The sequence below is a fragment of the Flagellimonas oceanensis genome, assembly GCF_003992595.1.
Classification (GTDB): domain Bacteria; phylum Bacteroidota; class Bacteroidia; order Flavobacteriales; family Flavobacteriaceae; genus Flagellimonas; species Flagellimonas oceanensis.
Genome location: NZ_RZNA01000013.1, coordinates 32,052 through 53,058, shown reverse-complemented (window position 1 = coordinate 53,058; position 21,007 = coordinate 32,052). Strand labels below are relative to the sequence as shown.

The 21,007-nt window shown below is 42.2% G+C and carries 18 protein-coding genes; 6 read left to right on the top strand and 12 right to left on the bottom strand.

Annotated features, from left to right (window positions below; genetic code table 11):
• Positions 1-161: 161 nt before the first annotated feature.
• Positions 162-2,294 (bottom strand): ATP-dependent DNA helicase RecG, encoded by a 2,133-nt coding sequence (gene recG, locus EO132_RS04250; protein WP_127136740.1) that lies wholly within the window; start codon positions 2,292-2,294, stop codon positions 162-164.
• 46 nt (positions 2,295-2,340) lie between these two features.
• On the opposite strand from recG, the gene EO132_RS19525 reads away from it, so the two are divergent.
• From EO132_RS19525 to EO132_RS04240, 3 genes are all read left to right on the top strand, one after another.
• Positions 2,341-2,700: a hypothetical protein gene (locus EO132_RS19525; RefSeq protein WP_262707580.1), complete on the top strand. Its 360-nt coding sequence runs from the start codon at positions 2,341-2,343 to the stop codon at positions 2,698-2,700.
• 61 nt (positions 2,701-2,761) lie between these two features.
• On the top strand, positions 2,762-4,432 hold the full coding sequence (locus tag EO132_RS04245; protein ID WP_262707579.1) for a M1 family metallopeptidase: 1,671 nt from the start codon (positions 2,762-2,764) through the stop codon (positions 4,430-4,432).
• Positions 4,429-5,343 (top strand): patatin-like phospholipase family protein, encoded by a 915-nt coding sequence (locus EO132_RS04240; protein WP_127136739.1) that lies wholly within the window; start codon positions 4,429-4,431, stop codon positions 5,341-5,343. The genes EO132_RS04245 and EO132_RS04240 overlap by 4 nt, the downstream gene beginning before the upstream one ends.
• A gap of 162 nt (positions 5,344-5,505) precedes the next feature.
• Here the strand turns inward: EO132_RS04240 and EO132_RS04235 are convergent, their stop codons facing one another.
• From EO132_RS04235 to EO132_RS04215, 5 genes are all read right to left on the bottom strand, one after another.
• Positions 5,506-6,027 (bottom strand): DUF7935 family protein, encoded by a 522-nt coding sequence (locus EO132_RS04235; RefSeq protein WP_127136738.1) that lies wholly within the window; start codon positions 6,025-6,027, stop codon positions 5,506-5,508.
• A gap of 77 nt (positions 6,028-6,104) precedes the next feature.
• Positions 6,105-6,878: a hypothetical protein gene (locus tag EO132_RS04230; RefSeq protein ID WP_127136737.1), complete on the bottom strand. Its 774-nt coding sequence runs from the start codon at positions 6,876-6,878 to the stop codon at positions 6,105-6,107.
• A gap of 38 nt (positions 6,879-6,916) precedes the next feature.
• On the bottom strand, positions 6,917-8,491 hold the full coding sequence (locus EO132_RS04225; RefSeq protein ID WP_127136736.1) for an FMN-binding glutamate synthase family protein: 1,575 nt from the start codon (positions 8,489-8,491) through the stop codon (positions 6,917-6,919).
• Between the two features lie 100 nt (positions 8,492-8,591).
• Positions 8,592-9,878 (bottom strand): amidohydrolase, encoded by a 1,287-nt coding sequence (locus EO132_RS04220; protein ID WP_127136735.1) that lies wholly within the window; start codon positions 9,876-9,878, stop codon positions 8,592-8,594.
• Between the two features lie 12 nt (positions 9,879-9,890).
• On the bottom strand, positions 9,891-10,430 hold the full coding sequence (locus tag EO132_RS04215) for a DsrE family protein (RefSeq protein WP_127136734.1): 540 nt from the start codon (positions 10,428-10,430) through the stop codon (positions 9,891-9,893).
• A 102-nt stretch (positions 10,431-10,532) separates the two neighbouring features.
• Here EO132_RS04215 and EO132_RS04210 point away from each other — a divergent pair, with 102 nt between their 5' ends.
• Positions 10,533-12,902: an ATP-dependent helicase gene (locus tag EO132_RS04210; protein WP_235856373.1), complete on the top strand. Its 2,370-nt coding sequence runs from the start codon at positions 10,533-10,535 to the stop codon at positions 12,900-12,902.
• Positions 12,903-12,966: 64 nt separating this feature from the next.
• Here EO132_RS04210 and EO132_RS04205 read toward each other — a convergent pair whose 3' ends face one another.
• Positions 12,967-13,602 (bottom strand): hypothetical protein, encoded by a 636-nt coding sequence (locus EO132_RS04205; protein ID WP_127136733.1) that lies wholly within the window; start codon positions 13,600-13,602, stop codon positions 12,967-12,969.
• A gap of 229 nt (positions 13,603-13,831) precedes the next feature.
• Here EO132_RS04205 and EO132_RS04200 point away from each other — a divergent pair, with 229 nt between their 5' ends.
• Positions 13,832-14,452 carry an L-threonylcarbamoyladenylate synthase gene (locus tag EO132_RS04200; RefSeq protein WP_127136732.1) on the top strand — a complete coding sequence of 207 codons (621 nt, stop codon included), beginning with the start codon at positions 13,832-13,834 and terminating at the stop codon, positions 14,450-14,452.
• A 55-nt stretch (positions 14,453-14,507) separates the two neighbouring features.
• Here EO132_RS04200 and EO132_RS04195 read toward each other — a convergent pair whose 3' ends face one another.
• From EO132_RS04195 to EO132_RS04185, 3 genes are all read right to left on the bottom strand, one after another.
• Positions 14,508-15,380, bottom strand: a complete 873-nt coding sequence (locus tag EO132_RS04195) for an OmpA/MotB family protein (protein WP_127136731.1) — start codon at positions 15,378-15,380, stop codon at positions 14,508-14,510.
• 97 nt (positions 15,381-15,477) lie between these two features.
• Positions 15,478-16,479 carry a glycosyltransferase family 2 protein gene (locus EO132_RS04190; protein ID WP_127136730.1) on the bottom strand — a complete coding sequence of 334 codons (1,002 nt, stop codon included), beginning with the start codon at positions 16,477-16,479 and terminating at the stop codon, positions 15,478-15,480.
• A 12-nt stretch (positions 16,480-16,491) separates the two neighbouring features.
• On the bottom strand, positions 16,492-16,938 hold the full coding sequence (locus tag EO132_RS04185; protein WP_127136729.1) for a type I restriction enzyme HsdR N-terminal domain-containing protein: 447 nt from the start codon (positions 16,936-16,938) through the stop codon (positions 16,492-16,494).
• 26 nt (positions 16,939-16,964) lie between these two features.
• Here EO132_RS04185 and holA point away from each other — a divergent pair, with 26 nt between their 5' ends.
• Positions 16,965-17,966, top strand: coding sequence for a DNA polymerase III subunit delta (holA, locus tag EO132_RS04180; RefSeq protein ID WP_127136728.1), 1,002 nt, complete (start codon positions 16,965-16,967; stop codon positions 17,964-17,966).
• A 2-nt stretch (positions 17,967-17,968) separates the two neighbouring features.
• On the opposite strand, the gene EO132_RS04175 is transcribed toward holA, so the two are convergent.
• Together EO132_RS04175 and EO132_RS04170 are read right to left on the bottom strand one after the other, a co-directional pair.
• The gene (locus EO132_RS04175; protein ID WP_127136727.1) at positions 17,969-18,346 is read right to left on the bottom strand and encodes a DoxX family protein; all 378 of its coding nucleotides are present in this window, start codon (positions 18,344-18,346) and stop codon (positions 17,969-17,971) included.
• 98 nt (positions 18,347-18,444) lie between these two features.
• A complete protein-coding gene (locus EO132_RS04170) occupies positions 18,445-20,856 on the bottom strand; it encodes an alpha-ketoacid dehydrogenase subunit alpha/beta (protein WP_127136726.1) in 2,412 nt (803 codons plus the stop codon).
• Positions 20,857-21,007: the final 151 nt, after the last annotated feature.

Here is a 21,007-nt window from a genome sequence, read left to right as displayed (position 1 = left end):
TTGTGTGTAAAACCGATTTTCGGTTCTGGTAAAATTACGATGTTCAACCGCAATTTCAATGGGTTGTTTTTAAAGTTAACAAATCTTAAGGGTTGATTTTCAATTTGTAACAAAGAAGTGTAGAGAATTGCTTCATCTTCCAATTACAAACCTAATCGATGTTAACTAATATAATTCCAAATGGTTTTGTTGGCCATCATTTTGGAATAGGCATTTAAAATAGGTGCATTTTCTGCTTTTTCCAATCTTGGGTCGTCTTTCAGCAATTGGATGGCATGGTAACGAGCTGTTTTCAGGATTTGGTTGTCCTTTACAATATCAGCAATCTTAAGATTCAGCATACCACTTTGTTGCGTGCCCATCAAATCGCCTGGCCCACGTAGTTTAAGGTCTACCTCCGCAATCTCAAAACCATCGTTGGTGCGGACCATGGTTTGTAATCGGGTTTTGGAATCCTCGGAAAGCTTGTGGCCTGTCATTAAAATACAAAAGCTTTGTTCCGCGCCTCGGCCCACACGACCACGAAGTTGATGTAATTGGGAAAGACCGAAGCGCTCGGCACTCTCAATGATCATCACGGAGGCATTGGGTACGTTTACGCCAACCTCGATTACCGTAGTGGCAATCATAATCTGGGTTTCACCTTTAACAAAGCGTTCCATTTCGTAGTCTTTGTCGGCAGGCTTCATTTTGCCATGAACAATTGAAATCTGATACTCGGGCTGCGGAAAATCACGTACAATGCTTTCATAGCCATCCATCAAGTCTTTGTAATCCAAAGCTTCGGATTCTTGAATCAGTGGATATACAATATAAATTTGACGTCCTTTTTTGATTTCATCTTTGATGAAACCAAACACCTTTAATCGGTTACTGTCAAAACGATGTACTGTTTTGATTGGTTTTCGGCCTGGCGGGAGTTCATCTATAACAGAGATATCCAAATCCCCATAAAGACTCATTGCTAAAGTTCTGGGAATGGGGGTCGCTGTCATTACTAAAATATGGGGGGGTATGGCCCCTCCATCCTCGGATGAATTAGGGCTTCCTTTTTTCCACAATTTAGACCGTTGCGCCACACCAAAACGGTGTTGTTCATCCACAATGGCCAAACCAAGATTTTTGAACTGGACTTTGTCCTCCAAAACCGCGTGGGTGCCCACTAATATGTTCAAATTGCCATTTTCCAGTTGATTGTGAAGCAAAGTGCGTTCGGATTTTTTGGTAGAGCCCGTCAATAAGGCAATTTTAACGTCCATGTTTTCCAACAGTTCTTTGAGTCCGTTGTAGTGTTGTGTCGCTAAAATCTCTGTTGGGGCCATCAAGCAGGCTTGAAAACCATTGTCAATCGCCAATAACATGCACATCAATGCGACAATGGTTTTTCCTGAACCCACATCACCCTGTAAAAGTCGGTTCATTTGGGCATTGCTCCCCAAATCGTTGCGGATTTCCTTAATTACGCGTTTTTGCGCTTTGGTCAAATCAAAAGGCAAGTGGTTTTCAAAGAATTCGGTAAACTTTTCGCCTACGGCCTCAAAGGGCATCCCTTTGATTTTTTGCTTCCGCTGTAAATTTTGGGATATTAATCGTAATTGCACAAAAAATAACTCCTCAAACTTTAAGCGGAACTGTGCCTTGGCCAACAATTCCTGATTCTTCGGAAAATGAATATTGAACAGCGCGGAACTCTTCGAAATCAATTTCAGTTCCTCCAAAATGGTGGGCGATAACGATTCTGGAAACTTGCCTTGACATTCCAAGAACAATTGTTGGATCATTTTACCAATCACCCGATTCGTGATGCCTTTATTACTCAATTTTTCTGTAGAAGGGTAGATGGGCTGCATCACCATTTTTAATCCTTGTTGATGCTTTTGCAAGGTTTCCATTTCGGGATGGGGCATCGAATAGCTGCTTCCGTATTTATTTACCCGCCCAAAAACCACGTAGGGTTCGTTTAATTTTAAATTTTCCTTGATCCATTTGTGCCCTCGGAACCAAACCAGGTCCATTTGTCCTGTTTCATCCATAAAAGTGGCCACCAATCGCTTTCCCCGTTTTTGCTCTACGGTTTTTATATGGACAATTTTCCCAACTACCTGCACATCAGCGCCGCTAGGTTGCAGTTGATTGATTTTGTAATAACTGGTCCTATCCAAATAGCGATTTGGGAACAGATGTAGCAGGTCCCTAAAGGTCTCAATGCCCAATTCGGCCTTTAGTGCATCGGCCCGATTTGGGCCAACACCTTTTAAATATGCTATGGGAGTTTGTAGAAAATTGGGATTCATCGAACTAAAATATGTAATTTGGAAGGACTTTTGATAAGATGATGGTATGAAGCTGAGCCCCACACTTATATTTTTCTTGTTTGTACAGTTCCTGTCAGCCCAAATTCAGGATAAAGTAGACTTTGTGCATGCCAATGTTTTGATTGAACCCACACCTGCCGAAAACCGTATCAAAGGTACCGTTGCTTATGAGTTTAAAGTGATTCAGGATGTGGATTCCATTTTTTTGGATGCCGTGAACCTGGATTTTTCGAATGTTTCTTTTGATGGTGCAAAAATCGATTACGATTACAACGGCAAGAGGATTACCATCAAAGATGAAATGAAAAAAGGGGAGAACCACATCGTTTCAATGGATTATGTAGCTAAACCAAAACAAAACGGTATATTTTTTAGGATGGGATGACGAGGTCAGGAACAACGAACAAGTTTGGACGCAGGGTCAGGGAAAATACACAAGCCGTTGGTTGCCCAGTTTTGATGATATGACCGAAAAGGTCGAGTTTGATCTTGATATTCTTTTAAAAGAAGATTATACCGTGATTGCCAATGGGAATCTCATCAAAAAGGAACCCTTGCCAGAATCAAAGGGACATTTGTGGCAATTTGACATGAAAAACCCCATGAGCAGCTATTTGGTCGGTTTTGCCATTGGAGGCTACAATAAAAAAGTTATTGAATCAGCCTCGGGAATTCCCATTGAATTGTACTATGAACCCACGGATTTCACCAAAGTAGAGCCAACTTACCGATATACTCAGCATATTTTTGACTTTTTGGAGACGGAAATCGGCGTTCCTTATCCTTGGCAGAACTATAAACAGGTCCCGGTACAGGATTTCCTCTACGCGGGAATGGAGAATACTACCTGCACTATATTTTCGAATCAATACGTGATAGATTCCACAGCTTTCGTTGATAAAAACTACGTCAACGTCAATGCGCACGAACTGGCCCATCATTGGTTTGGCGATTTGGTCACGGAAACCAGCAGCGAGCACCATTGGTTGCATGAAGGCTTTGCTACATTTTACGCTTACTTGGCCGAAAAGGATATTTTTGGCGATGATCATTACTATTGGCATTTGTTGGAAACGGCCAACGCTTTACAACGATTTTCTGGAGATGATGGAGGCGAAGCATTGCGAAATTCAGGGGCCGGTAGCCTTACTTTTTATGAAAAAGGAGCTTGGGCCTTGGTAATGCTGCAAGAGCGGGTGGGAGCGAAGGCTTTTAAAAAAGGTCTCCAAAACTATTTGAACAAATATGCCTTTAAAAATGTGACCATTCCCAATTTAATGGAGGAATTAGAAGCGGTTTCGAATACCGACCTTGAAGATTTTGAGCAATTGTGGTTGCAGGAATCTGATTTTCCGTATGATCAAGTGGTTTCGTTTTTACAAGATAAGAATCCATCCATCAAAACCTTTTTTGAACTGAAAAACAAGATAGCGGAACAGCCAGATAAAACAGAGGAGATTTTAAAACGTCAATGGAGAAAATTTAAATCCAGTCCATTAAAGGAAAACCTTGTTTTGGATTATGGAATCAAGTTGTCGCCTGGGTTTTTAGGTTCCATTCTTCAATCTGGAGATGTGAAAACAAGGCAAGCGGTTATCCTGTCACAGAACAAAATCCCTACGGAACTTAAAATAGAAGCAGAAAGCCTTTTAAAGGATGAAAGTTATACCACGATAGAAGCTGCTCTATACCGTTTGTGGACGGATTTCCCGCAGAACCGGAGCAAATACCTCAATGAAACGGATGAAATCATAGGTTTCCCCAATAAAAATATTCGATTGCTTTGGTTGACGCTAGCTTTGGTTACTCCTGAGTACAACAAGGATTTAAAGGCAGTTTATTTTGATGAATTGAGCGGGTACACGGGATCCGTACATCACTTTGAGACCCGCTTGATTGCATTTCAGTATTTGAAGAGCATTGGCGGCTTTACGGATACGGTCCTGAAAAATCTTGTGGAGTCCTGTAGTCATCACGTATGGCACTTTAGAAAATCGTCTAGGGAAATATTGAGCGACTTTTTACAATCCGAAGGAAATACAGCCCGTATTAAGGGACTTTACCCTTTGTTAAGTCAGGAAGAAAAACAATATTTGGAGAAAACTTTAGGTGAATGAGGGCATTGGTCATTTCGGGAGGAGGTAGCAAGGGAGCCTTTGCTGGTGGTGTTGCCCAATTTTTGATTCAAGAGGCCAAGCATGATTACGACCTGTTCGTGGGCACATCCACAGGAAGCCTTTTGATTTCCCATCTGGCATTGAATAAGTTGGACAAGATCAAGCACATTTATTCAAACGTCAATCAAGATAGTATATTCAATAACTGCCCATTTATCATCAAGAAAAAACATGGTATCGAGACCATTGCCATCAATCATTGGAACGTCATCAAAAACTTCATCAAGGGTAAAAAGACCTTTGGAGAAAGTGAGAATCTACGAAAATTGATTCGCAGGTCCATCACAGTAGAGGAGTTCAATGAATTAAAACATGGTAAGACAGATGTGGTGGTCACCGTGTCCAATCTATCACTCAATCAGGTGGAGTATAAATCCATAAATGATTGTACCTACGATGAATTCATTGATTGGATATGGATTTCGTCCAACTACACACCGTTTATGAGCTTGGCCAAAAAAAATGGATGTGAGTATGCCGATGGTGGCTTGGGAACTTTAGTTCCCATTGAAGAAGCCTTGAACCGCGGAGCAACCGAAGTCGATGTGGTGGTACTCCATACCGAGGTAAACCATTTGAACCGTATGTCGTCCAAAAACCCTTTTGATCTGATCACTACTATTTTTGGGTTTATGCTCGACCGTATCGAGAATCAGAACATCCGTATTGGCAAGTTGGTGGCCAATCAGAAGGATGCCATCATCAATTTCTATTATACGCCAACGGTTCTCACCACAAACTCATTGGTTTTCAATAAGGAACGGATGACCTTGTGGTGGAAACGTGGTTATCTGTATGCCAAGAACAAGAACGAGGAAACAAGTCCTATAGAACCTGAAAAACAGGAATAGGCTGTTTGATGTCAGATGCTTGGTGTAGGAGAACTCGTGAAGTCAGTTGGCAGTTTGCAGTAACTCAATAACCGAATAACTCCTAACTCTAAACTTGAGTCTTGGCTCGTGTTTCTCTTCTTTTTGTGCTAGAGTTTGAACTTGGCACTTGAACTTAATTTATTAATCCCAAAGTTCAGTTACCTCTTTTTTAACAAAAGCAAGGGCCGCAGCAGAGGGAGATTCCTTCTCCATGGTCTGGTTAAGGATGTCCTCACGCAATTTATCAGGCGAGTCGGTTTCGCTCATTCCAGCGGAACGAATGATTTGTATGGTGGCGTTTTTAGCCGTTTTGATGATGTTCCAACATCCATCGGACATATAAATCTGCTGTGATAGATTGTGCTCAAACTCCGTCTCTATCTGTTTGATCAATAGGTTTTCGTAATCACTTTTCTTTTTACCTGTTGGTGATACACGGACCACTAGACTGTTTAGGGCAATGCGTTCCAAGAAAAGGGCCATGCGCTCATAAGCTTGCAAACGAATGGGCAATGTTTCCTTTTGGGAATCTTTGTGCAGCAAAAACCGTCTGCGTCCATCTTCGTTTCGGGTATGCAATCTAAAAAAGTAGAAAGCGACAACGCCAGTGACAACGGCTGGTAATAAATAAGCAAATAACTGAAGGATTTGATCTCCACTCATAAGGTAGTCTGGTTTTTTATTGATTTTACACTACCTAGAACGCATCAAAACCTCAAAAAGTATTTCAGACCAAAAGGTTATTGCGCCCCTTTTGTACTTTCTTTGGCCTTTGCATAAAAACCTTTGTAGTCAGGCTGTAGTTTGATGTTGATGCCTTCCTTGAAATTTCCATCCTTAGCGGTAACACTGATGCTTTCTGCGGGAACCTCCAGAACAGTCACCAATTCTGAAGCCACAGCGGCTACCTGGTTGTAGGTAGGGGCAAACTCCCCTGTGATGTTCAATCCCTCGACTACTGTCTTGAAATTTGGATTGGCTATGATCACGTCGGCCACCCCGGCCAACCATGTTTTCCCTTCTTCAGTCAATTCTGCACCAGTATCCGAACCAAAAAGAGTGGTTAGACTGTTACTGATCGTGACAATGCCTTGTTCAACACCAACTTTGGCATTTTCCCCCATTGTTTTTTTTATGTTGGTCAAGGAAACGATGGCAGTGGAGTCGTTGGAAGAAATCATATCGTTGATGCCGCTGAGCTGTCTTTCCTTTCTGGCCAAGGCTTCCATGGCACGGTCTACATTGTCCGAATTCTGTTTTGACAATTGTGAAAAATTGCTCATGTTGCCCAACAGCGTAGCATTCGCATCGCGAAGGGTTGCGTTTTCCGAACGTAAAGCCTCTGCTTCGGCATTACTGGAGGATATTTCGCGCTGTGCTACGGCCAATTCCTGTTCCACTTCGGAGATTCTGGTCTTCAAGGTGTCAATTTCAGCAAAGAGTTCACTTTTTCGTTGGGAAAAAGTGCTTGTCGTTATCGCCAGAAGTAGGATTAGAAGTAAATTTCTTTTCATAAGTAGTACAATTGCTTGTTTAAATATTTGGGTCTAAATTAAAATGTTTTTTTTAATGCTGGTTTTCCGCCGAGGTGTTCACAATCAAAAAGCTGCTGCATGGATTCAAACTCGACCTTTTCCTTTTGATAGCGATAAACGGCTTCCAAGTTGCTGCTAAGATAATCATCATCCACGTTTACTTGCACATCATTCATATTAAATTGACAGGGATGTTCGTAACCTGCGGCATGTGTGATCTCCAAAAGCTCTTTCCTGAAAGTTTTGAAATATTGGGCCAATCTATCGGATTTTAACGGGACATTGATGCCATTTTGACGCCATTTGCTTTGGGTGGCAACTCCGGCAGGGCATCTATTGGTGTGGCAAACCTGAGCCTGAATGCACCCAATGCTCATCATGGCCTCTCTGGCCACATTGATGCAATCGGCTCCCATGGCAAATGCCATTGCTGCTTTACCTGGGAATCCCAATTTTCCACTTCCGATGAATACGATTCTTTCGGTAAGTCCTCGTTCCATGAACAGACTGTATACTTTGGAGAATCCATAGGTCCACGGCAGGGAAACATGGTCGGCAAAACTGGGCGGTGCTGCACCTGTACCTCCTTCACCGCCATCAATGGTAATGAAATCGGGGCCTTTTCCTGTTTTTTTCATTAAATCGGCCAGCTCTATCCACTGGTCCACTTTTCCAATGGCGCCTTTGATGCCCACGGGCAATCCGGTTTCTTCCGCAATGGATTCAATAAAATCCAAAAGTTCGGGAATAGAGGAAAAAGCCTTGTGGGTAGGAGGGGAGATAACATCTTTTCCTACTTCGACGCCACGAATTTCTGCGAGTTCTGGGGTTATTTTTGATCCAGGGAGTACACCACCCTTACCGGGTTTTGCACCTTGGGATAGTTTTATTTCAATGGCTTTGATGCATGGGTTGTCGTCTACCAAGACCTTTAGTTTGTCCATGGAAAACCCACCATCTCTTGACCTTACCCCAAAATAGCCTGTGCCAAAATGGAAAATTACGTCACCGCCTTGTTTGTGATAGGGGGAGAGGCCACCTTCACCAGTGTTGTGGTAAGCACCGCATTTTTCAACACCCTTGTTCAAAGATTCTATGGCAGCGGCCGACAGTGAACCAAAGCTCATCGCGGAAACATTGATGATAGAAGCTGGGCGATAGGGTTTTCTACGTTTGTTGTAAGACCCCATGACCTTGGCACATGGCAAAAAATAAGGATGCTCTATATTTGGATGGTTTTCGGAAGCTTGAAAACCGATCATCGCATTTTTAATAAAGATATGCTGGTGTTTGTAGATGTCCCTATCGGTACCAAAACCTTCGTAATTGTTCTCTTTTTTGGCTGATGCATAAATCCAGCTACGTTCAATACGGTTAAATGGAAGTTCCTCCCTATTGTTGGCCACAAAATACTGGCGCATCTCAGGTCCTATACTTTCCAACCAATACCTTAAATGGCCTACTATGGGGTAATTATGGCTAATGGTATGGGCTTTTTGGAAAAAGATATCACGTATGGCGACCAATGCAAGAAAAATCAATACCCAGGTCCACCAAGGGATATCGCCCAGAAATTCAAGGAATGTTTCCATTTATATAATTTGACGTAGTAGCTACAAATATCAAACCCCAATGTCCAAATTCCAAATGTTAGGATATTGAGGTCTATATTTTTATTTTATGAAAGTAATATTATTTACTTCTGTCCAGATAATCCAGTGCAATTTCCGTCATGGCCTTTACGCCCAATTGCAAACCACTATCAACGATTTTGAAGTCAGGTGTGTGATGCGGGAAATGCTCATCGGGACCGGCGTTGGGGTCTTTTCCACCTAATATGTAGAAGAAACCCGGTATTTTTTCTTGGTAGAACGAAAAATCCTCTGCTCCCGTGATGGCTTTGATCAAATGTACATTTTCAGACCCTGCCACTTCTTGAAGGCTGGGCAAAGATGCTGCGGTCAAATCCAGGTCGTTGTAGGTAATGGGGACTCCTTTATCTATCTCCACCGTAGCCTCGGCACGGTAAGCTTTGGCGATGGTCTCGGCCATTTCCTTCATTCTTTGGTTGACTTGCTTTTGCATATCGTAATCCAAGGTGCGAATGGTTCCGATAAGTTCGGCACTTTCCGGAATGATATTGTTCCGAACTCCTCCACTGATTTTTCCAACGGTAATGACTGCAGCTTCCTTGGTCAGTTCCATTTCACGACTGATGATGGATTGAAAACCATCAACAATCTTGGAGGCCACAAAAATGGGGTCGATACCTGCCCAAGGTTGTGAACCATGGGATTGTTTCCCCTTTATTTTCACAACAAATCGCTGTGCAGCGGCCAACGCACCGCCTGGTTTGTAGGCAATGTGTCCCGCAGCGAGATAAGAACCGATATGCAGGCCATAAATGGCATCCACTTTTGGATTGTCCAGCACACCTTCCTTTACCATGAGCTCGGCACCACCTTCTTCTCCTGGAGGTGCACCTTCTTCAGCGGGTTGAAAAATGAACTTGATGGTCCCATGGATTTTGTCTTTGTTCTTGGCCAAGACCTCTGCAGTTCCCATCATAATGGCAATGTGTGTGTCGTGCCCGCAAGCATGCATCACCCCGACTTCTTGTCCCAAATATTCGGATGTCACTTCGGATTTGAACGGAAGATTGTTCCGTTCGGTAACGGGCAGTGCATCAATATCGGCTCTGAGTGCCACCACTTTTCCTGGGTGGTCTCCTTTTAAAAGCCCCACAACGCCTGTATGGGCAACTCCAGTTTGCACTTCAATCCCCAAAGATTTTAAATGTGCGGCTATTTTTTCCGCAGTTTTGAACTCCCTGTTGCTCAACTCCGGATGTTGGTGCATATCATGTCGCCATTCAATCACTTTGGATTCCACTGCGGCAATGTCGGCTGCTAGGCCATGATCTTGTGCATGCAAGATGGAACCGGTCAGGATTAAGGTAAGGGATAGTATTTTTTTCATGATGGTGTTGGTTTATAATTTGATTGGACGATATCCTTGGTTTTGCAACTGGATGTTCGCCGTCATTGCGGAAAGGGCAATCTTGATGCCCGGAATCAAATCTTCCTTTGGAAGCCCCCTTGTTTTAGAGGATTGTCCGCACATAATGACTTCCACTCCGGCTTCCAACAAACTTTCCACAAGTTCACTGTTTGGGTTGTCCACATTGTACCTTTCTTTAAAAGCCTTGTCTGTCAATAAGTTTCTTGCTGCCGTACCATGAACAATAAGAGCAACAGTTAGTTGGGAGGCGGGGATTCCGCTTTGGGCGTGCATGTTCAAAAAGCGTGCTACGGTATTCAGGTTTCTGTTGATTTCGGTATCCGACTCGGGGCCGTCTTTCACATCAAAAACCACTTTGAATTCTTGGGATTTGTCCGTTTTGAAGTCGGGGTTGTCTATTTTCCAAACGGCACCATGGTTTTCTATGATGGGGCCTGTTTTGGTGGTTTGAGAAAACCCTGAATAAGCAACAATAAGAATAAAGAACAGCGGTAAATGGTTAAAATTCATCAGATATTTTAGTTAGGAGTTTAAATATATTTAAAAATCAGACCAAAAACGGTAAACGGTGTTTATAAATATTGAAAGCTTGATTTTAGCAAAAGGTCAATAATGGCTAATTTCACGCCTACTTTTAAAAGCTTCTGGCCCTTGAGTAATTTTATAGATGAATTGAATGATGCGCAGCGTGCCCCGGTATTGCACAAGGATGGTCCTTTGATGGTAATTGCAGGTGCGGGCTCTGGAAAAACACGAGTGTTAACCTACAGAATCGCCCATTTGATGGAGCAAGGGGTGGATTCCTTTAATATCCTTGCTCTTACGTTTACCAACAAGGCAGCGCGAGAGATGAAAAAACGTATTGCCACTATTGCCGGTTCTTCCGAAACCAAGAACCTATGGATGGGTACGTTCCACTCCGTTTTTGCCAAACTGCTTCGTTTTGATGGGGATAAACTGGGCTACCCGAGCAATTTCACCATATACGACACGCAAGATTCGCAACGCCTGATCGCTGCGATAATCAAAGAAATGGGCTTGGACAAGGATGTGTACAAGTACAAACAGGTTCAGAATCGAATTTCTTCGTATAAAAACAGTCTGATTACCGTAAAGGCCTACTTTCAGAATCCAGAATTAATGGAAGCGGATGCCATGGCCAAACGCCCACGATTAGGGGAAATCTATCAAAATTATGTAGACCGGTGTTTTAAAGCTGGTGCTATGGATTTTGATGACCTTTTGTTGCGTACCAACGAATTATTGACCCGTTTTCCAGAGGTGTTGATGAAATATCAGGATCGTTTTCGATATATTTTGGTGGATGAGTACCAAGACACCAACCATTCGCAGTACTTGATTGTGAAAGCATTGTCGGATAGGTATCAGAATATTTGTGTGGTGGGGGATGATGCACAGAGTATTTATTCCTTCCGTGGGGCGAACATCAGTAATATCCTCAACTTTCAACGGGATTATGATGATGTAGCTGTTTATCGTTTGGAACAAAATTATCGTTCGACTAAAAATATTGTCAATGCCGCCAACTCCATCATCGCGAACAATAAAAACCAGTTGGAGAAGAATGTTTGGACTTCCAATGATGATGGAGGGCTCATAAAAATACACCGTAGCGTTACCGATGCTGAAGAAGGACGCTATGTAGCTGGTTCCATTTTTGAGAACAAGATGCAGCAACAGATGCAAAACGGGGACTTTGCCGTATTGTACCGTACCAACTCGCAATCCCGTGCCATTGAGGATGCTCTTCGTAAGCGTGATATTCCGTATCGTATTTATGGAGGTTTGTCCTTCTATCAAAGAAAGGAAATCAAGGATGTATTGGCTTATTTGCGATTGATCATCAATCCAAAGGATGAGGAGGCGCTCAAGCGGGTCATCAATTTCCCGACAAGGGGGATTGGTCAAACCACTGTGGATAAACTTGTGGTGGCCGCCAATCATTACGGGCGCTCCATCTTTGAGGTCATGGAGCATTTGGACAAGCTAAATCTGAACATCAACGCAGGTACCAAGCGCAAGCTGAAGGATTTTGTGACCATGATTCAGAGTTTCCAGATTATGAACGAAGGTTCGGATGCCTTTACGTTGGCGGAGCATGTTGCCAAAAAAACGGGGCTTCTGTTGGAATTCAAAAAAGACGGTACTCCTGAGGGGATTGCCAAAATGGAGAACATTGAGGAGCTATTGAACGGTATTAAAGACTTTGTGGAAGGTCAAAAGGAAATTGCCGATGCCACGGGTAGTTTGACAGAGTTCTTAGAGGATGTTGCCCTTGCAACGGATATGGATAAGGACATCGAGGATGATGACAGGGTGGCCTTGATGACCATTCACTTGGCCAAAGGACTGGAATTCCCTTATGTGTACATTGTGGGAATGGAAGAGGATTTGTTTCCCTCGGCCATGAGCATGAACACCCGAAGCGAGCTAGAGGAGGAGCGTAGATTATTTTACGTGGCCTTGACCCGTGCCGAAAAACAGGCATTTCTAACCTATACCCAGAACAGGTATCGTTGGGGTAAGCTGATTGATGCAGAACCCAGTCGATTTTTGGAGGAGATAGAGGAGCAGTACGTGGAGAATTTGACGCCTGTTAATGATGGCTATCGATACAAGTCCATGATTGATAAGAATATTTTTGGCGAGGTGGACAAAAGTAAACTTCGACAGGTAAAACCAAAAAACGGTACACCGCCAAATGTTCCAAAACCGAATGAAGAGCAACTAAGAAAATTAAGAAAGCTGAAACCTGAAATATCATTACCGGGGAAACCATTGGATTTAGACCCTGGTTTGGTTACTGGTGCGCGTGTTAACCATACCCGATTTGGAAGAGGTAAAATACTCAATATCGAAGGTGCTGGCAATGACAAAAAAGCGGAAATCCATTTTGATCAAGGTGGCATCAAAAAATTATTGCTACGTTTTGCCAAGCTTGAGGTCTTGGATGAGGCTTAATAGTTTTCGCTTTCTTGTAAATCCTAGAGATATTTATCTTGGTTTACAAAATTACTCCCTGAACTTATTGGTCCATGCCAGAAGAAGCATACTGCTGATTTTTATTAGCTATCGATGGAATTTGGGATTCTGTCAAGTATCCGTTGGTTATTTTATATCCCTTTGCTGTTAAATCCTTTGGTACTTTGTTTATGGAAGAACTGCCCAATAAAAGGTATACGGTTTTGCCCTCAGCCTGTTTTTGGGATTTTATATCATGGAATATCATCGATTTGCCATACAAAGAGGATGCTAGTACTTTATTGTCGGATTTGTATAGCGCAATGTTTTTGATGTTATTGCCCAAACAATCCATTTTGGTGCGCCAAGAGAAAACACCAAATTGTTCATCTTCAGAAATCACAAAGTCAATCTGGTTTGTATTGGCATCAAATGCCTGGACTATACTGTCAAATGCATTGGTAGACCTGATACTTTCAACGATTCTACGCATTTTTTCGTTGATGGTTACAATGTCGTCCAAGTTCGAGCAGTCAGAAGCATCAAATTGGTCGAGTTGCATCAATACTCCATCCAGTTTAGCTAGAGCATCTTTTCCATTAAAGTGATCGTTTTGGGATTTATTGGAAGTGCCACAACCCAAAAAAAGTGCCAGAAAGCTATAACTCATCAGTATTGTGGAAAATATTTTTGATTTCATAGGAATGCTATTTTTATTTAAAGTTGCGGCATTTATTTCAATATGTATGGTGCCAATTAACCAATGCCCCATATGGATTGACGAATGCCCCTTTTCCTTTTACAGAGATTCCAAAAAATGAATGGGTTGGGTGCTTTATCATAAATTTAACAGGGTATTTTGGATGCTCAGCACGCTACAATAAGTAGTATCTTTGTAATCAATCCGTTAGGAATTATTTAAATAGAAGATGGCAGAGCTGATAAAACTTTATGAAGAAAATCCCAATCCAAAGCAGGTTGAAAAAGTTGTGAACGTGCTTAGGAAAGGCGGGCTTGTAATCTATCCTACGGATACGGTTTATGGGTTGGGTTGCGATATTACCAATTCAAAGGCTCTGCAGCGTATTGCAAGAATCAAGGGCGTAAAATTGGAAAAGGCGAATTGGTCCTTTATCTGTGCAGATTTGAGTAACCTGTCCGATTATGTACGACAGATAGACAGCTCAACTTTTAAAATATTAAAGCGAACCCTTCCCGGGCCTTACACCTTCATACTTCCGGGGAACAATAATCTACCCAAAGATTTCAAGAAAAAGAAGACCGTGGGTATCCGTGTGCCCGATAATGCGATTGCCAGGGCATTGGTAACAGGGTTGGGGCATCCCATAGTTTCCACGTCCATTCGGGATGATGATGATATCTTGGAGTACACCACTGACCCGGAACTCATTTATGAGAAATGGCAGAACTTAGTGGATATTGTCATTGATGGCGGTTATGGGGATAATGTTGCTTCGACGGTCATAGACCTGTCCGGCGATGAGCCTGAGCTTATCCGTGAGGGTAAGGGAAGTCTTGAAATCTATTGAATAAAAAAAGCGGCCAATTGGCCGCTTTTCTATTCTTAAGCTAAAAGCTTATTTCTTATTTGCCAGTACCTCCGATGGCAGGATCTTTCATTCCTTCTTCAATCATGTTGTAGAACTGATCGATTTTTGGAAGTACAACGATTCTTGTTCTTCTGTTTTTGGCTCTGTTTGCAGAAGTATCATTGTCGACAAGTGGCACGTAGTAGCTACGTCCAGCAGCAGTCATTCTTGCAGGATCTACACCAAAATCATCTTGAAGGATTCTAACAACGGAAGTTGCTCTTTTAGCACTCAAATCCCAGTTGTCCAATAGAACACCGCTTCTGTAAGGTACGTTGTCCGTGTGTCCTTCTACCATAAATTCAAAATCAGGCTTGTTGTTCACTACTTTGGCAACTTTACCAAGTACTTCTTTAGCAGCATTTGTTACGTTGTAGCTTCCGCTTCTAAACAACAATTTATCAGAAATGGATACGAATACAACACCTTTTTCAACACTGATTTCGATGTCATCATCATCCAAGTTGCCCAACACACCTTTTAGGCTCTGTACCAAAGCAAGGTTTACAGAATCTCTACGTGTAACGGCATTTTGAAGTTTTCTGATAGTAAGGTCTTTTTCTTGAAGACTCTCAAGGGATTTCTCAAGGTTTTCAGCACCTTTTGTGGTAAGCGTAGTCAAATTGCCCATGTTGTTGATGAGCTCTTGGTTGTTGGCTTTAAGGAATGCATTTTGATCTTCAAGGGTTTTCAATCTGGAGTCTGCAGTTGCTTTTTCTTCCAAGCAGTCGTTCAATTTAACGGTTGCTGAGTTCAAAAGGTCTTGCGTTTCTTTGTGCTTGGCTTCCAAATCAGCATATTTCTTTTGCGATACGCAAGAAGATAAAAGGATTGTCATCGCCAAGGTTCCTAGAAAAATTTTTTTCATAGTTCAGAGTATAATTTAAGGATTGTTAGATATTTCAAATGTTAAAGAAACTACACCAAAATTAGAGAAAAAGCAAAGTCCCCATATTTCGGCATCGTTAATCTTTTACTAAAATGTTAAAATTCTCTACTTGATTTACGAAATAGGACCATACAATGGATGTCGCGACATAGTACTTTAATAAAAAATTAGCTTTTTCACGCTTTCTGTACATTTTTATAAAGTTAAGATAAAAACCCAAATGGGCCTTGAGTATGGCAAAGCAGTGATCGAATTTTAATTGAAACACAAAGCGTAGGGCTGCAATGCCATCCAAGAGTAAGCGAGCAATTATGATAGGAAACGCTTTTCTCCTAGGTAGATTTTTTGTGATGGAGTACAGGGAATTCCTAAAATTTAGAAAGGTCTTCTTCGGGTTCATGTTGGATAAGGTGCTTCCACCCAAGTGATAGACCTCACTGGTTCCCACATAAAATACCTTGTATCCGTTATTTTTGGCTCGCCAACAGAGATCGATCTCTTCTTGATGGGCAAAATAGTCCTCATCAAAACCATCTAATTCTCTATAAACATCGCTTTTGATGAACATACAGGCGCCCGTGGCCCAGAACACTTCCCTTATATCGTTGTATTGGCCTATGTCCTTTTCAATGGTCTGAAAAATGCGTCCCCGGCAAAATGGATACCCGAACATGTCAATAAATCCCCCTGCGGCCCCTGCGTATTCAAAATGGTCCTTTTTGTTCAGGTCCAATATTTTGGGTTGGATAATGGAGGCATCAGGAAGGGATTGAAATGCATCTTTTATAGGTTCCAACCAATTGGGCGTGACTTCCACATCGGAATTCAATAAGCAAAATACGTCGGCTTCAATATGTTTAAGGCCATCGTTATAGCCTTTGGCAAATCCACCGTTGATATTGTTTTGGACAATTCCGACTGTTGGGTAGTGCTGTTTTAGAAAGTCCACGGATCCGTCGGTACTATCATTGTCCACTACATAAATATCAGCTCCATGTGAATACTCCATAACCGAAGGCAGAAACCTTTCCAACAAAGCTTCTCCATTCCAATTGAGTATGACTACGGCGATTTTCAAAACGGAGGCAAATTAACGGCTAAAATCAGGAATATCCTTCAAAAAGGTGTACTTTTCATTTTCATGGTCCATTTCGCAGTAGTAGTGCTCCAAACCATTCGTTACCATTAAATACTCTGCCTTCAATTCGTAGTTGTACCTTGCAATCTGGTCAAAGGTGTCTTGTGTGATCTTTACCTCTGGAGCCTTGCATTCGATCAATAGAAAAATAGAACCATCAGGATTAAAGACAACCACATCATATCGCTTCTTCAGCTTATTGACTGTGAGCTGTTTTTCAACATTGATCAAGCTCTTGGGATAATTCTTTGTGAACACTAAATATCGAAGCACATGTTGACGCACCCATTCTTCGGGTTGAAGTACTACAAATTTTTTACGAAGCCCATCAAAAATGTACTGCCTATTTTGGCTATTTTTGATTCGAAACGAATAAGGCGGAAAGTTCAAATCTTGCATTCTACAAATCTGGTGATATAAATTGAATGGACAAAGTAAAAGAGATCGTAGCGGAAATCAATAAGGGAAATCCAAAACCTATCTATTTTTTAATGGGGGAGGAGCCCTACTATATTGACCGTATCTCCCAATATATTGCTGAAAATGTTCTTACGGAGGATGAAAAGGGATTCAACCAGATGGTATTGTACGGAAAGGAGACCTCTGTGGATGAGGTTGTTGCCAACGCCAAGCGGTTTCCCATGATGGCCCAATACCAAGTGGTCATTGTGAAAGAGGCGCAACACCTTTCCCGAACCATTGAAAACCTTGTGCCCTACGCTGAAAATCCACAACCGACCACAATTCTGGTACTGTGTTATAAATACAAAAAGTTGGACAAGCGTAAAAAGCTCTACAAAACCATTAAAAAGAGCGGGGAACTTTTTGAGAGTAAAAAACTATACGAAAATCAAGTTGCGGATTGGGTCCGGAGAACCTTGGCCACCAAAAAATATAAGATTTCCCCCAAGTCCTGCGTAATGTTGGTTGAGTTTTTGGGAACCGATTTGAGTAAAATCAGTAATGAACTGGATAAACTTACATTGATAGTGCCTTCCACTACCGAAATCACTCCCGAATTGATTGAGGAGCACATCGGAATCAGTAAGGACTTCAATAATTTTGAACTAAAAAAGGCAATAGGGGAGCGAAATGTGAAAAAGGCTTCACGAATAATCGATTATTTCGCCCAAAATCCAAAGGACAATCCGTTTGTGGTAACTGTCACTTTGTTGAACACCTTCTTTACTCAGCTGTTGCAATATCACGGGCTCAAAGACCATTCGCCAGGTAACGTGGCCAAAGTGTTGGGGGTAAATCCTTATTTTGTGAACGAATATGTGGTCGCTGCTAAAAACTATCCCATGAAAAGGGTCAGTGGGGTTATTTCCAGCCTCCGAACATTGGATTTAAAGGGTAAAGGGGTGGGCGCCAATAATATGGCGCAAGCAGACTTGCTGAAAGAACTCCTTTCCGAAATAATGTAGGATTACTTTCTGTCCACACTATATTTGCCAGGACCCAATAGCATAATAACCACAAATACGGTCAGATACATCAAGGCCATTTCCTTTCTTCCGAACGGGTCAGCTCCGTGGATGATAAATCCGGCAACAAACATGGTAATAGCGGTGGGTATAGCTGCCCAACGCGTTTTGAAACCAATGATTATCAAAAGCGGACAAACAAATTCAGCAACAACGGTCAAGAACAGGGAAGGGGCTTGACCAATACCGAATGGGTTGGCAAATTCCGTATTACCGTTGATAAGGTTCATAAGTTTTGGGTAACCATGGGTCAACATAAATGCAGAAGGTACGATTCTCAATATGGCTAGACCTAGGTTTATTAAAGTGTTGTTTCTCATGCGGGGATTTTTTAATCCACGTGAAAATATAAATTCTGTTTTAGAAAACGTAACAATAATTGACGAAAAGTGGTTTTGAATTGACCTATACCAAAAATCTATCTAAGCACAGGGTAGGATTTTGGGTCGGATTCGTGCATGATTTGGTACACTTTCTCAAAAATATCCTCGGCATTGGGTTTGGAGAAATAATCCCCATCAGACGCGTATGCGGGTCGATGCGACTTGGCGGACAATGTTTGTGGAGCACTGTCCAAGTAGCGGTAACCACCTTGTTTCTCAACTACTTCCTGTAGCAAATAAGCTGAACAGCCTCCAGGAACATCTTCATCGATTACCAAGAATCTGTTGGTTTTTTGTAGACTTTTTACCACATCGTGGTCCAAATCAAATGGAAGCAAGGACTGCGCATCGATTACTTCGGCATCTATACCTACTTCCAAAAGTTCATTCGCTACTCTTTCCACGATTCTCAATGTAGAACCATAGGACAGCAGTGTGATATCTGTTCCTTCTTTCAGAGTTTCCACTTTTCCAATGGGTGTACAAAACTCTCCAAGGTTGGAAGGTTTTTTCTCCTTCAAGCGATATCCGTTTAAGCTCTCGATAATGAGCGCAGGTTCGTCACTTTTCATGAGGGTGTTGTAAAAGCCTGCGGCTTGGGTCATGTTTCTAGGAGCAAGGATGTACATTCCCCGCAATAAATGAACCAACCCACCCATGGGAGACCCAGAGTGCCAGATACCTTCTAAACGGTGTCCTCTTGTACGGACGATCAATGGTGCTTTTTGTTTTCCAACGGTTCGGTACATCAAGGTGGCCAAATCATCGCTTAGGGTTTGAATCGCATAAAGAATATAATCCAAATACTGTATTTCGGCGATGGGGCGCAAGCCACGTAGCGCCATACCGATTCCTTGGCCAATGATGGAGGTTTCCCGGATTCCTGTGTCAGCAACCCTGAGTTCACCATATTTCTTTTGAAGACCTTCCAGTCCTTGGTTTACATCCCCAATGTTTCCAGTATCCTCACCAAAAACCAGAGCCTCTGGGTACATACTGAATAATTTATCAAAGTTGTCCCTCAGAATGATTCTGCCATCCACTTCTTCAGCATTATCGGAATAGGAGGGAGTTACTTGATCCACTTTTGTGGCCTTGTTGCCCAATTCATTATAAAGATGGGAGCTGTATTGTGGTTCGTTGGTCGCCAAGAAATCATCCACCCATTGTTGAAGCTGTTTTTTCTCAGGTGTGGATTCTTCCAAAAGATATCGAAGTGCTTGTCTGGATTTGGAGGCCAAATCTTTTTTCAAGGGTTCTTCGATAGCAATCAAATCGTTTTTCAATTTGGTAATGAAAGCGCGATTAGGACTTTGGGCAGCAACTTTTTCAAGCAATTGCACCAATTCCTTTTTAGCGGTCAGCTGTGGTTTTAAAAACTCGGACCAGGCATCTTTTTTGGCAGCCCTGACTTTGTGCTTGATTTCACGCTCCAACTTTTTCAGGTATTCTTCGGTGCTAATGCCATTTTCCAGTATCCATTCCCTAAAACGTTTGTTACAATCGTTTTCCTTTTCCCACTGCAAACGTTCGGAAGACTTGTATCTTTCGTGTGACCCCGAAGTGGAGTGACCTTGGGGCTGCGTGAGTTCCGTTACATGGATCAATACGGGCACATGGCTTTCCCTGGCTATGTCAGATGCGTTTTCGAATGCATGTATCAATGCGGTGTAATCCCAGCCCTTGACTCTTAAAATCTCAAAGCCTTCTCGTTCTTCATCACGTTGAAACCCGCTAAGCGCCTCGGAAATGCTCCCTTTGGTAGTATGGTATTCCGAGGGCACGGAAATTCCGTATTCATCATCCCAAATACTGATGACCATGGGTACTTGCATCACGCCAGCGGCATTCAGTGTCTCAAAAAAGTGTCCTTCGCTGGTACTTGCGTTACCAATGGTTCCCCAAGCCACTTCGTTGCCATTATTGGAGAAGTTGGTTTGATCGATACCATCAACATGTCTGTATATTTTGGAAGCTTGAGCCAAGCCAAGCAAGCGAGGCATCTGTCCGGCGGTACAGGAAATATCCGCGCTACTGTTCTTTTGTTCCGTTAGGTTCTTCCATGTGCCGTCTTCATTCAAACTATGGGTCACAAAGTGGCCGCCCATTTGTCTACCGGCACTCATGGGTTCCTTTTCCAAATCCGTGGTGGCGTAGAGTCCGTGAAAAAATGCTTTGGGGCTCAAATATCCCAAGGCCATCATAAAGGTTTGATCACGGTAGTAACCACTTCGGAAATCACCATCTTGAAAAGCTCTTGCCATGGCCAATTGGGGAAGTTCCTTTCCGTCGCCGAAGATTCCGAACTTGGCTTTCCCGGAAAGAACTTCACGGCGTCCCATCAAGCTACATTCCCTACTCATGACGGCAGTCTCATAATCTTGTAGGATTTGAGATTTAAAGTCATCAAAAGAAATATCGTTGCTTGTACTAGGGTTAGGTTTCATAGATCGTTCAAGATTTCTGCGAAATTACTAAAAAACCATCAGAATTGCAATACTAGACCTTGTTAATGAATTGAAATTAATTCAAAATTAAACCTAAAAAAATAATAATTTTTTAATGAAAATGAATTTTAAAAGCTACTAATTATTAATT

What these genes read in the sequence shown, in the direction of transcription:
- recG (WP_127136740.1), bottom strand. Translation starts at nt 2,294, where the DNA reads ATGAATCCCAATTTTCTACAAACTCCCATAGCATATTTAAAAGGTGTT.
- EO132_RS19525 (WP_262707580.1), top strand. Translation starts at nt 2,341, where the DNA reads ATGAAGCTGAGCCCCACACTTATATTTTTCTTGTTTGTACAGTTCCTG.
- EO132_RS04240 (WP_127136739.1), top strand. Translation starts at nt 4,429, where the DNA reads ATGAGGGCATTGGTCATTTCGGGAGGAGGTAGCAAGGGAGCCTTTGCT.
- EO132_RS04235 (WP_127136738.1), bottom strand. Translation starts at nt 6,027, where the DNA reads ATGAGTGGAGATCAAATCCTTCAGTTATTTGCTTATTTATTACCAGCC.
- EO132_RS04230 (WP_127136737.1), bottom strand. Translation starts at nt 6,878, where the DNA reads ATGAAAAGAAATTTACTTCTAATCCTACTTCTGGCGATAACGACAAGC.
- EO132_RS04225 (WP_127136736.1), bottom strand. Translation starts at nt 8,491, where the DNA reads ATGGAAACATTCCTTGAATTTCTGGGCGATATCCCTTGGTGGACCTGG.
- EO132_RS04220 (WP_127136735.1), bottom strand. Translation starts at nt 9,878, where the DNA reads ATGAAAAAAATACTATCCCTTACCTTAATCCTGACCGGTTCCATCTTG.
- EO132_RS04215 (WP_127136734.1), bottom strand. Translation starts at nt 10,430, where the DNA reads ATGAATTTTAACCATTTACCGCTGTTCTTTATTCTTATTGTTGCTTAT.
- EO132_RS04210 (WP_235856373.1), top strand. Translation starts at nt 10,533, where the DNA reads ATGGCTAATTTCACGCCTACTTTTAAAAGCTTCTGGCCCTTGAGTAAT.
- EO132_RS04205 (WP_127136733.1), bottom strand. Translation starts at nt 13,602, where the DNA reads ATGAAATCAAAAATATTTTCCACAATACTGATGAGTTATAGCTTTCTG.
- EO132_RS04200 (WP_127136732.1), top strand. Translation starts at nt 13,832, where the DNA reads ATGGCAGAGCTGATAAAACTTTATGAAGAAAATCCCAATCCAAAGCAG.
- EO132_RS04195 (WP_127136731.1), bottom strand. Translation starts at nt 15,380, where the DNA reads ATGAAAAAAATTTTTCTAGGAACCTTGGCGATGACAATCCTTTTATCT.
- EO132_RS04185 (WP_127136729.1), bottom strand. Translation starts at nt 16,938, where the DNA reads ATGCAAGATTTGAACTTTCCGCCTTATTCGTTTCGAATCAAAAATAGC.
- holA (WP_127136728.1), top strand. Translation starts at nt 16,965, where the DNA reads ATGGACAAAGTAAAAGAGATCGTAGCGGAAATCAATAAGGGAAATCCA.
- EO132_RS04175 (WP_127136727.1), bottom strand. Translation starts at nt 18,346, where the DNA reads ATGAGAAACAACACTTTAATAAACCTAGGTCTAGCCATATTGAGAATC.
- EO132_RS04170 (WP_127136726.1), bottom strand. Translation starts at nt 20,856, where the DNA reads ATGAAACCTAACCCTAGTACAAGCAACGATATTTCTTTTGATGACTTT.